The organism is Maritalea sp. YIW29 (assembly GCF_057219265.1).
The window spans coordinates 603,488-615,315 of record NZ_JBXVVF010000002.1; the positions used below are offsets into that span (position 1 = coordinate 603,488).

The 11,828-nt window shown below is 48.6% G+C and carries 10 protein-coding genes; 7 read left to right on the forward strand and 3 right to left on the reverse strand.

Annotation, left to right across the window (positions count from 1 at the left end; all coding sequences use genetic code 11):
- Positions 1-128 precede the first annotated feature (128 nt).
- The 4 genes from AC2D8L_RS12105 (at position 129) to AC2D8L_RS12120 (ending at position 7,465) form a co-directional block, all read left to right on the forward strand.
- Positions 129-2,921 (forward strand): bifunctional aconitate hydratase 2/2-methylisocitrate dehydratase, encoded by a 2,793-nt coding sequence (locus AC2D8L_RS12105; protein ID WP_484685736.1) that lies wholly within the window; start codon positions 129-131, stop codon positions 2,919-2,921.
- A gap of 298 nt (positions 2,922-3,219) precedes the next feature.
- Positions 3,220-5,895 (forward strand): aconitate hydratase AcnA, encoded by a 2,676-nt coding sequence (gene acnA, locus AC2D8L_RS12110; protein WP_484685737.1) that lies wholly within the window; start codon positions 3,220-3,222, stop codon positions 5,893-5,895.
- A 131-nt stretch (positions 5,896-6,026) separates the two neighbouring features.
- Positions 6,027-6,770, forward strand: coding sequence for a DUF1223 domain-containing protein (locus AC2D8L_RS12115; protein WP_484685738.1), 744 nt, complete (start codon positions 6,027-6,029; stop codon positions 6,768-6,770).
- A gap of 305 nt (positions 6,771-7,075) precedes the next feature.
- The gene (locus tag AC2D8L_RS12120) at positions 7,076-7,465 is read left to right on the forward strand and encodes a DUF2794 domain-containing protein (RefSeq protein ID WP_484685739.1); all 390 of its coding nucleotides are present in this window, start codon (positions 7,076-7,078) and stop codon (positions 7,463-7,465) included.
- On the opposite strand, the gene AC2D8L_RS12125 is transcribed toward AC2D8L_RS12120, so the two are convergent.
- Together AC2D8L_RS12125 and AC2D8L_RS12130 are read right to left on the reverse strand one after the other, a co-directional pair.
- Positions 7,457-7,966 carry a GNAT family N-acetyltransferase gene (locus AC2D8L_RS12125; protein ID WP_484685740.1) on the reverse strand — a complete coding sequence of 170 codons (510 nt, stop codon included), beginning with the start codon at positions 7,964-7,966 and terminating at the stop codon, positions 7,457-7,459. The genes AC2D8L_RS12120 and AC2D8L_RS12125 overlap by 9 nt on opposite strands.
- A gap of 78 nt (positions 7,967-8,044) precedes the next feature.
- Positions 8,045-8,812 (reverse strand): Bax inhibitor-1/YccA family protein, encoded by a 768-nt coding sequence (locus AC2D8L_RS12130; RefSeq protein ID WP_484685741.1) that lies wholly within the window; start codon positions 8,810-8,812, stop codon positions 8,045-8,047.
- Between the two features lie 277 nt (positions 8,813-9,089).
- Between AC2D8L_RS12130 and thpR the strand changes: the two genes are divergently transcribed.
- Complete coding sequence (thpR, locus tag AC2D8L_RS12135; protein WP_484685742.1) at positions 9,090-9,629, forward strand: RNA 2',3'-cyclic phosphodiesterase; 540 nt, start codon at positions 9,090-9,092, stop codon at positions 9,627-9,629.
- Between the two features lie 346 nt (positions 9,630-9,975).
- Here thpR and AC2D8L_RS12140 read toward each other — a convergent pair whose 3' ends face one another.
- Positions 9,976-10,443, reverse strand: coding sequence for a low molecular weight protein-tyrosine-phosphatase (locus tag AC2D8L_RS12140; RefSeq protein ID WP_484685743.1), 468 nt, complete (start codon positions 10,441-10,443; stop codon positions 9,976-9,978).
- Between the two features lie 206 nt (positions 10,444-10,649).
- Here AC2D8L_RS12140 and AC2D8L_RS12145 point away from each other — a divergent pair, with 206 nt between their 5' ends.
- Together AC2D8L_RS12145 and AC2D8L_RS12150 are read left to right on the forward strand one after the other, a co-directional pair.
- A complete protein-coding gene (locus AC2D8L_RS12145; RefSeq protein WP_484685744.1) occupies positions 10,650-11,195 on the forward strand; it encodes an invasion associated locus B family protein in 546 nt (181 codons plus the stop codon).
- A 72-nt stretch (positions 11,196-11,267) separates the two neighbouring features.
- Positions 11,268-11,804, forward strand: a complete 537-nt coding sequence (locus AC2D8L_RS12150) for an invasion associated locus B family protein (protein ID WP_484685745.1) — start codon at positions 11,268-11,270, stop codon at positions 11,802-11,804.
- Positions 11,805-11,828 lie beyond the last annotated feature (24 nt).

The following is an 11,828-nucleotide window of genomic DNA, read 5'->3' on the forward strand; positions in this document are numbered from 1 at the left end:
CTGTTCAAAAAATCTTGCAACTCGCAAAACGTTTAAATATTGATGCGCTCAACACGCTTTAGTAGCTTCTCGCATGTATTTAGTGCGGCATCAGGTAAAGCAATATCGGACAAGGAAGGTCGCAAACCATGGGCTTATATACGGATTATCTAGACGAGATTGAAACTCGAAAAGCTGACGGATTGCACCCCAAACCGATTGATAGTGGGGATTTGCTGGGTGAGATTGTTGAACAGATCAAAGATCAAGGCAATGCGCACCGTAAAGAGAGCCTAAATTTCTTCATCTATAACACATTGCCAGGCACCACGAGTGCAGCGGGTGTTAAAGCAAAGTTCTTGAAAGAGATAATTCTTGGGCAAGCCGAAGTCGAAGAAATCTCACAAAAGTTCGCATTTGAATTGCTGTCGCACATGAAGGGTGGCCCTTCGATTGAAGTGTTGCTCGATCTTGCGCTGGGTGAAGATGCAGCGATTGCAAAGCAAGCAGGTGAAGTGCTCAAAACTCAAGTGTTCCTTTATGATGCGGATACCGACCGTTTAAAGGAAGCATTTGCAGCAGGAAACGCAGTCGCAAAAGATATTCTTGAAAGCTATGCGAAAGCGGAGTTTTTCACCAATCTCGCCGATGTTGAAGAAGAGATCAAAGTTGTGACCTATATCGCTGGGGAAGGCGATATCTCTACAGATTTGCTTTCGCCGGGTGGCCAAGCGCACTCTCGTTCTGACCGTGAATTGCATGGCCAGTGCTTTATCAATGAGAAAGCTCAGGCCGAAATTCAGGCACTGAAACTGCAGCACCCTGATAAACGTATCATGTTGATTGCGGAAAAAGGTACGATGGGCGTTGGCTCGTCTCGCATGTCTGGCATCAATAATGTGGCGCTATGGGCTGGAAAACAGGCCAGCCCTTATGTTCCCTTTGTAAATGTCGCCCCGGTTGTTGCCGGTACAAATGGCGTTTCGCCGATCTTTATGACCACTGTTGGGGTGACCGGCGGTATCGGTATTGATCTAAAGAATTGGGTCAAGAAGAAGGGCCCTGACGGCAAACCCATTATCAATAATAATGGTGATGCGGTTCTTGAAGAGAAATATTCTGTCGAAACAGGGACTGTTTTGACCATCAACACCAAAACCAAAAAACTGTTGGATGAAAACGGCACTGAAGAGCATGCTGATATTTCTTCTGCGCTAACGTCGCCAAAAGTTGAATTTATTAAAGCGGCTGGTTCTTACGCCATCGTGTTTGGTAAAAAGCTACAAACCTTTGCAGCTGCAACGTTGGGTATTGAAGCGCCACTTGTGTTTGCGCCTTCAAAAGAAATCTCACACGAAGGCCAGGGGCTCACGGCGGTTGAGAAGATTTTCAACAAAAATGCTGTTGGCGTGAAAAGCACTGCGCCATTGCATGCTGGGTCTGATGTTCGGGTTGAAGTGAACATTGTTGGTTCTCAAGACACCACCGGCTTGATGACCTCTCAAGAACTAGAAGCGATGGCCGCGACCACCATTTCACCAATCGTTGATGGTGCCTATCAGTCAGGCTGTCATACTGCTTCTGTTTGGGACATTAAAGCGCAAACAAATACGCCAAAACTTATGAGCTTTATGAACAAGTTTGGCCTAATCACCGCGCGTGACCCGAAGGGTGAATATCATTCCATGACCGATGTTATTCATAAGGTTTTGAATGACATTACAGTCGATGATTGGGCGATCATTGTAGGTGGGGATTCCCATACACGTATGTCTAAAGGCGTGGCCTTTGGTGCGGATAGTGGCACAGTGGCGTTGGCCCTTGCGACGGGTGAGGCGAGTATGCCCATTCCGGAATCTGTGAAGGTGACGTTTAAAGGCAAAATGGCCGATCACATGGATTTCCGTGATGTTGTGCACGCAACGCAGTTGCAAATGCTTGAGCAGTTTGGCGAGAATGTTTTCCAGGGCCGGATCATTGAAGTGCATATTGGCACGTTGCTTGCCGACCAAGCCTTTACTTTTACCGACTGGACAGCTGAGATGAAGGCGAAGGCCTCCATCTGTATTTCGCAAGATGATACACTTATCCAATCGTTGGAAATCGCGAAAAGTCGCATCCAAGTTATGATCGATAAAGGCATGGAGAATGAGGCAAAAACGCTTCACAATCTGATTTCGATTGCTGACAAACGGATAGCGGAAATTAAGTCGGGTGAGAAGCCTGCTTTGCGTCCTGACGACAATGCAAAATATGCTGCAGAAGTTGTTGTTGATTTGGCCCAGATCGTTGAACCAATGATTGCGGATCCGGATGTGAACAATATCGAGATATCTAAGCGATATACCCACGATACCATTCGTCCGATTAGCTATTATGGCTCTGAGAAGAAAGTTGATTTGGGCTTTGTTGGTTCATGCATGGTGCATAAAGGTGATGTGAAGATTGTCGCGCAAATGCTTAAGAACCTTGAAAAGGCAAATGGCAAGGTTGAGTTTAACGCACCGCTTGTTGTCGCCGCGCCAACATACAACATCATTGATGAATTGAAGGAAGAAGGCGACTGGGATATTTTACAAAAATATTCAGGCTTCGAATTTGATGATACTAATCCAAAGGCGAAGGCGCGTACAGAATACGAAAATATTATGTATCTAGAGCGCCCGGGTTGCAGCCTTTGCATGGGTAACCAAGAAAAGGCGGCAAAAGGGGATACTGTATTGGCAACCTCCACGCGCCTTTTCCAAGGTCGGGTTGTTGAAGATACGCCTGAAAAGAAGGGCGAAAGCTTGCTCGCATCTACGCCGATTGTGGTGCTTTCAGCCATTCTTGGCCGTACACCAAGTCTGGATGAATATAAGGAAGCGGTAGAGGGCATTGACCTCACCAAGTTTGCACCACCTCAGGTGAAGCCGATCGACACAAAGTCGGTGCATTTCTAGGGGTAATTCGCCCTTTATGAGACGAAAATATGAGCCGGTGGGGGAACCCGCCGGCTTTTTTGTGTCGTTGCTTCGCCACTATTCTTGACTCACTTTTCTAAAAAGTCTGTCGAACTTAACTCTCATTACGACAAAGTGACGTTGCACAGTGCTGGAAAATAGGGCCTAGTTTTACTATATATTGGTTGAATGTTGACGTGGGGACGGCAATGTTCATTCACTCGGCTGCTGGTCGAAAGCGACCCTTTATTGTTTTAGATCAGCGCCGGTTTGTTTCATCCAGATAGGCAGGCATAGTTTGACACATACTTCATTGAACAGTTTCAACGCCAAACAAAAGCTCGTTGTTGGCGACAAAAGCTACACTTATTATTCACTTCCTGAAGCTGAAAAAAATGGCCTGACGGGCATTTCCAAACTTCCAAATTCTTTGAAAGTGGTTTTGGAAAATCTGTTGCGCTTTGAGGATGGTCGAACGGTCACGAAAGCGGACATTCAAGCCTGTGCTGATTGGTTGAAGACAAAATCATCCTCACAAGAAATCGCCTATCGTCCCGCGCGGGTACTGCTGCAGGATTTTACAGGCGTGCCAGCTGTTGTTGATTTAGCGGCCATGCGTGACGCCACGGCAAAGCTTGGCGCCGATCCGCAGAAGATCAACCCGCAAGTGCCCGTAGACTTGGTGATCGACCATTCAGTGATGGTTGACTTTTTCGGTACAGGCACCGCGTTCACCCAGAACGTTGAGCGCGAATATGAACGCAATGGCGAACGCTATGAATTTTTGCGCTGGGGCCAAGAAGCATTTGATAATTTCCGCGTTGTGCCTCCCGGAACCGGCATTTGCCACCAAGTGAATTTAGAATACTTAGCCCAAACTGTTTGGACCAAGGAAGAGAACGGCGAAACTGTTGCCTATCCCGACACGTTGGTCGGCACGGACAGCCACACCACAATGGTCAACGGTCTGTCGGTACTTGGTTGGGGTGTTGGTGGCATTGAAGCGGAAGCGGCAATGTTGGGGCAGCCGATTTCAATGCTTATTCCCGAAGTGGTTGGATTTAAGCTTGAAGGCAATATGCGCGACGGCATTACCGCAACTGACTTGGTGTTGCGCGTTGTTGAAATGCTGCGTGAGCGTGGCGTTGTTGGTAAGTTCGTTGAGTTTTATGGCCCCGGCCTTGATAATCTAACACTGGAAGATCAGGCAACGATTTCCAATATGGCGCCGGAATATGGCGCGACTTGTGGGTTCTTCCCGGTTGATGATGATACGCTAAATTACCTCACCACATCGGGTCGTGATGCGGATCGTGTTGCCTTGGTGGAAGCCTATTCCAAAGCGCAGGGCATGTTCCGAGATGAGAATACCACGGAAGCTGAGTATTCGGATACTTTAATTCTTGACCTGAATGCAGTTGTGCCAGCGATCTCTGGCCCAAAACGCCCGCAAGATTTGGTGAATTTGGACGAAGCAAAATCCAAATTTGCTGGTAGTTTGGCGGGTGAATATGCCAAATCGGATACACCGATGGCGTCCGTTGAGGGCACGGATTATTCCATTACCCATGGTGATGTTGTTATCGCGGCGATTACGTCTTGTACCAACACGTCAAACCCGGCAGTTCTGGTTGCAGCCGGTTTGGTGGCGCGCAATGCCCGCAGGTTTGGTTTGACCGTGAAGCCATGGGTGAAAACATCCTTGGCGCCAGGTTCGCAAGTTGTGACCGAATATTTGACCGCCTCTGGCTTGCAAGAAGATTTGGATGCGCTTGGGTTCAACCTTGTTGGCTATGGTTGCACAACCTGTATTGGCAACTCGGGGCCACTGCCGACAGAAATCTCCAATGCGATTAGTGCTGAGGATTTGGTGGCCTGCTCTGTTCTTTCGGGTAACCGGAACTTTGAAGGTCGGGTAAATCCAGACGTCAAAGCGAACTATTTGGCTTCGCCGCCATTGGTTGTTGCCTATGCGCTTGCGGGGTCGATGACGATTGATATCACAACGGAGCCTTTGGGGGCTGATCAGGATGGTAATCCGGTCTATTTGAAAGACGTTTGGCCGTCCGCAGAAGAAATCGCGACAATTGTCCGTGAAAATGTAACCCGCGAAATGTTCCAAAAACGCTATGCGGATGTCTTTAAGGGTGATGCAGGTTGGCAATCTATCAAAGTCGAAGGCGGAGAATCGTACGGTTGGAATTCATCTTCAACGTATGTAAAGAACCCACCCTATTTTGACGGTTTGTCGATGGATATCGCACCAATTAAAGACGTCCATAATGCGCGAATTTTGAGCCTGTTGGGCAACTCCATTACAACTGATCATATTTCGCCGGCGGGTTCGTTCAAGACAGATACGCCGGCTGGCCGTTATTTGGTGGACCGTCAGGTTGCCGCAAAAGACTTTAACTCATATGGCTCTCGCCGCGGCAATCATGAGATTATGATGCGTGGCACATTTGCCAATATCCGGATTAAAAACCAAATGGTGCCCGGCGTTGAGGGTGGGTTTACAAAAGGTCCGAACGGTGAAGTTGCGGCAATGTATGATGCCGCGATGGAATATGGAGAAGCTAGTACACCTTTGATTGTGTTTGGGGGCAAAGAATATGGCACCGGCTCATCTCGTGACTGGGCGGCAAAGGGCACATTATTACTCGGTGTTCGTGCGGTAATCGTAGAAAGTTTTGAACGTATTCATCGCTCAAACCTTGTGGGTATGGGTGTGTTGCCGCTGGAGTTTAAAGATGGCGCGAGCTGGAGTTCTTTGGGCCTCACAGGGGACGAAGAGATTTCCATCGAGGGCCTCAATGATATAGCGCCACGTTGTGACATGACAGTATCAGTAAAGTCAGCTTCAGGCGCGGTGCGCACATTTGAAACGCTTTGCCGGATCGATACTGAAGATGAACTCGACTATTACCGTCATGGCGGGATATTGCACTATGTGCTGCGCAATCTTGTTTCATAAAGGTTCGAAGCTATACGGGCCTCAGTTTGCTGGCAAATAGACGGGTAAATAAATCGCCCATATATTGCCGCTCGCGAATTTGTTAGTTTGTGTGACTGGCGGGTGAGGCGTGTTTAGCTTAAAAAAATCTCATGAAAAAAATTGTCCAACTGATCGTTGCCGCTACTGCGGGTATTTTGCCGGGCTTTGTCAGCCCAGCATTGTCCATGAGTATCAAGTCTGAGCCGGTAGCGGTTCTTGAACTTTTCACTTCGCAGGGATGTTCGTCTTGTCCGCCTGCGGACAAGATATTGTCCGGTCTTGCGAAGGACAAGAAGCTCATCACCTTGGCTTATCACGTGGATTATTGGAACTATATTGGCTGGAACGATACGTTCAGTGATGAAGAGCATTCCAATCTTCAACGCAGCTATGCGCACCAACTTGGCGCCGAACGCATTTATACGCCACAGCTTTTGATCAATGGAACCGTCGATATTGTTGGCTCGCACGGCGATAAGATCGATAAGGCGATTGCATCATCATCTTTGGATGTTGGGGTGTCGTTCTCGGTCGATGGCGATATGCTTTCCATTGAGATCCCTATGGTGGATACCGATGTTGAGCAGGCAACGGTTTGGTTGGTTCCCTATATTTCGAACGCCAAAGTTGAAATTGAACGCGGTGAAAATCGTGGTCAGACATTGACCTATTCGTCCGTGGTCAAGCATCGCCAGATTGTTGGCATGTGGTCGCCCTCTAAGAGCACGAGCTTGAGCATTCCAATGCCGCAAATGTTGGGCGATGAAGTTGATGGACTTGCTGTGCTGGTACAAGAACGCACAGACCGAGGTCTGCCCGGCCGGATGTTGGGTGCAGCTGCTCTTACGCGCTGAGCTCAATAAATCTTTCAAACAACAGACGAACAAAAAGAACCCCCAAATTGTATTTGGGGGTTTTGTGTATTTAGGGCCTAGACCCGAAGTTGATTTTTGGGGGTCCGGCACCTTGGAGCTGCTCTTCGATTGGGGGCTAAAACAGTCCAAGGGCCGGGGTATACTGGAGGCATGATCAATATATAGCCCTTCAATTCGGCAAGAACTCGGTCAGAATGTGACAATTTGATGGTTTATTGTCCCTTGCTTTCCCTCAAAATTGGGGCAATCATTGGTGAAGATGATTTGAATTGAGGAGTTTGACTTTGACTGAACGGGCAATGCCAAAATCTGCCGGAAAACTCAGGCTTGTTCACTCAAATGACGATGTCAAACCACGCAAACCAAAACCTATCCCTGAAACTGTGCGCTTTGATCGCCATGAACTGTCGACTATCCTAAATGTTTATGGACGCCAGGTTGCGCAGGGCGAATGGAAAGATTACGCGATCGACATGCTCAAGGATCGAGCAGTTTTTTCGATCTTTAAACGGGCGAGTGAAATGCCGGTATTTCGGATTGAGAAAGACCCTAAATTACGCAAGAAACAGGGCATGTACAGGGTGGTTGGCCATGCTGGGCAGGTGCTAAAGCGGGGGCATGAGCTGCGCAACGTGCTTCGGGTACTTGACGGCGATGTTGTGGCTCTACGCTAGCGTTGGGTTGAGCTTGCGCTGCATAATTGTCACCCCGTGCCATTGATCTTTTTTGTGTCCCACTTCATCTAGGCGACCGACCATCTCGAAGCCAAATTTTTTATGTAGGTGGATGGACGCTTGCGCTTCGTCTGCAATCATTGCAATGGCCAGATGAAAGTCCTCACTTTCACACAAGGTTTTAATTAGTGGGCGCATCAGTGTACTGCCAATGCGTTGGCCCTGGAATTGGGGATCGAGATAAATCGTCACCTCACAACTATGCTTATAGGCCGCTTTGGGGCGATATGTGCTGGCATAGGCAAAGCCCGCGACAACTCCATTCTCGTTCAATGCGACCAAGACCGGGTAGTTGCCTTCAATTAAAGTCGCTAGTTTTGCCGCCATTTGCGGCACTTCTAGCGGTTCAACATCAAACGTAATTGCGGACTGGCGTACGTAATGGTTGTAAATCTTGGTGATTGCATCAGCATGTTCAGGGTTAAATGCGCAGATATTCATCAGACTTCTCAACAAAAAAGGCTCCGCACAATTGTACGGAGCCTTTGATAAATTGCCAGTTCTAAATGGCTAGCTTGATTACTCGCGGTTGCCGAACAAACGGAGCAACATGATGAATAGGTTGATGAAATCAAGATAAAGGGTCAACGCACCCATAAGCATTTTCTTGCCCATGTTTTCGCTGCCATCGCTTTCGACATACATCATTTTGATTTTTTGCGTGTCATATGCAGTCAAGCCGACAAACACCAACACACCGATCACAGAGATGGCGAATGCCAAAGGACCAGATGCAAGGAAGATGTTGACGATTGACGCGATAATGATACCGATCAAGCCCATCATTAGGAATGAACCCATGCCTGTTAGGTCACGTTTTGTGGTGTAACCATAAAGGCTCATCGCGCCGAATGTACCGGCTGTGATGAAGAATACACGGGCGATAGATTCACCTGTATATTGCAAAAAGATTGATGAGAGCGATAGGCCCATCGCAACAGCAAAGCCCCAGAACACCAATTGAGCGGTTGCAAAGCTCATTTTGTTGATGCCAAAGCTAAGCCCAAACACGAACCCAAGTGGTGCCAAAGTGACAACCCACATTAGTGGCGAACCATAAAGCGTGGCGCCGAATTGGGTTAGATAGTGGCTGCCCATTTGCGCAACGGCGGCGTCAGGGTTGCCTGTTGTTGTTAGAAAAGTCAGGAAATAGGCAACAACACCGGTAATGCCCAGTGCGATACCCATATAGTTGTAAATGCCCAGCATATAGCTGCGTAGGCCTTCATCGATGGCGGCTTGAGCGCCGGCATGCGATGCGGATGTTTGACGTTCATATTGTGCCATTGATAGTAACCTCGTGATCAATTGCATTCATTTTGGCGGCGCAAAACTGTCGCGTCCACCGTTCGTTGGCTAATATGGACATGGAAAGTGGAAATTACAAGGCAAACGCTTTCTAAATTTTCTGGGTTAAGCTGAGGAAAGCTTAACAAAACAAGGTGTTGTGCGCATTTGGCTGCATTGTTAGAAAAATGTGATGCGAATCGTGATATAGTTTGAGTGTTGGGGCCATGTTATTGGGGTTCAATAATGTGGTCAGCGTCACGAATAGTGAGGTTTTATGCCGCGTTTATTTACGGGCTTGGAAATTCCAAGCGATGTTTCATTTGCGCTTTCTTTAAAGCGTGGCGGGCTTGGTAAATCCCGCTGGATCGATCCTTCCAATTATCACATTACATTACGCTATATCGGGGATGTAGATTATCAGGTCGCTGATGAAGTGGCCGATTGCCTTTCTCAAATGCGGGTCGATCCGCCTTTTAGTGTCACGCTAAATCATTTAGGGGCATTTGGCGGCAATCGCCCAAGAATGTTGTGGGCCGGTTTGGATCCCTGTGCCGAACTTTTAGAATTGCACCATGATCATGAACGGGCCTTGCAACGCTTCGGGCTTAAACCGGATGGGCGAAAATATACGCCTCACGTCACCTTGGCTCGCCTAAGCGGTGTTAGCGCTGGGGATGTTGCACAGCATATTGGACGCGCTGGTGCATTTGTTCCGCTGACATTTGAGGTCTCTCGGTTCGTGCTCTACTCCGCCAAGGAGTCCGTTGGCGGTGGGCCTTATTTGGTGGAAGAGGCTTATCCGTTAGCGGCTTAGTTTTCGCTCACGGGGCGCATCGGATTTGCTATGACGCGCTAAAACCGCGCTATAGCAAATCCTGCCCCTGCCCCTGCGCGGCCAAAAAGTTGGCCGAGGTCCTCGTTTCACTCGTCCGCCTTTTCTATCGCTTGCTCAGAATTTCTGGGGTGCACCCATTGGCGGGGGTGCCGGGGTAATGAGCGTAGCGAATGACGGCGGCGTGCAAAAACTCTGGGGTGCCCGGGGTAGGCCCATACGGCCGACGGCCGCATGCAAAAATTCTAGGGTGCTGGAGGCCGCCTACGCGGGCGTGGCCAAAAAGTTGGCCGATGTTGTCATTGAGCCATGTGGCCGTGGCGATAGGTTACGTTAGTGCCTTGATCAACCCATCACTCGCATCTTCGATAAGATCGAGTACATTTTCAAACCCTTGATCGCCACCATAATAGGGGTCAGGAACTTCGCTCACTCTTTGTGTTTTGGCGCTGCCATAGGCCAGAAAGAGTTCGATTTTCGCGTGGCAGTTTGAAGGTGCGCGGGCATTAAGGTCGGCTAGATTGGCATTGTCCATGGCAAGGATGAGATCAAATTTGTCAAAGTCTGCATCTTGCACCGAACGCGCGCGAAGAATGCTTAGGTCGTAGCTGCGTCGTTTAGCATGTTTGGTGGCGCGGCTGTCGGGTGGTTGTCCTTGGTGCCAGTTTCCAGTTCCCGCGCTTTCAATATGCAAGTCTTGAAGACCAGACTGCTTGGCGCGATGGGTAAATACCGCCTCCGCTGTTGGTGAACGGCAGATGTTACCTAGGCAAACGAATAAGATGGATTGGGTCAATGCCGGTCTCGATTTTTGCGTGTTTTGTTAAGACTTCATTCACCTCGAAAGGTGAAACAGGTGCAAAGCTTTGGCAAGCGTCAAATTCCCGCCCAATTGTGGCGTATGTTGGCATTTGTATAAAATGCTGCACAAAGTTTGCAGCTTGGTAACTTCGTTGGCGGATAATAGTGCGGGAAGCGGGTATTTTGGACAGGAACCCAGAGATGAAAATGGCAAAGATGGATTTGGCAAGAAATATGAAAAAATTCGCGATTGCAGCGGGCATAGCAGTGCTCTCAACTTTCTCCGTTGTCGCTAGCGCTGAGGCTGCCACGAAGTTGGGCACATTTAAGGTTTGGACGGCTTGGACGGACAAAGATGCAAATGGCAAAATTTGTTACATCTCAGCAACGCCAGGCGATAGCCAGCCAACAGGTGTGAAACGTAGTCCAATTCACTTTATCATCACCCACCGCGAAGGCAGCAAGAAACGCAATGAAGTTGCGACTTTGATCGGCTACCCGTTTAAGCCGGGCGCTGAAGCTTCTGCGACCGTGGATGGAAAAACTTATCCTATGGTCACCGACAGTGCGCAAGAAGCGGGTTGGTTGGCATCAACTGCGGATGAGCCAAGTTTTGTTGCGGCGATGAAACGTGGTTCAGAATTGGTTGTTCGTGGTATTTCAACACGTGGCACACGCACAACGGACACTTATTCGTTGTCCGGCGTTACAGCGGCGATGAATGAGATCGACAAATCCTGCAAATAGAATTGATGCGTTTTGGGACAAAGTGTGATTTAAAACACTCGCGCTTTGTCCACTTCATAATGAACTGAATTCATGAAAATTACGCTTGCCCGTCGAAAAACCGCCCCGTTGAAACTGATCATTGCCACTGTGTCCGCAGCGTTGCTGAGCAATGTTGCCTTTGGGCAATCTGTCCAATCACTGGGTAGTTTTAAGGCTTGGTCTGCATATTCTACGACACAGTCCAGCACGGCCATTTGCTTTATTCATTCGAAGCCAGTTTTAGTAGAACCCGAACTTGGTGATATTGATCAACCCTATTTCTATGTCACGCATCGTCCAAACCAGCGTGTATCCCATGAAATGAACCTTGTTGCCGGGTTTGAGTTCGGTACAGACAGTTTGGCCAGCGTGAAAATTGGTGGCGAAGAATTTTCAATGTTCACCCAAGGGGACGCCGCTTGGCTTGAAGATATTAGCCGTTCCAGCGAAATGGCTTCTGCCATGCGCCGAGGCACCTCAATGGTATTTGAGGGGGTCAATAAACAAGGCGCCCGCGTCACGTTAACATTCTCGCTTTCAGGCGCCACAGCATCCATGCGCAAAATTGATGCGGCCTGCAACCGCTAAGGCGTAGACCCGAGATAATTCATC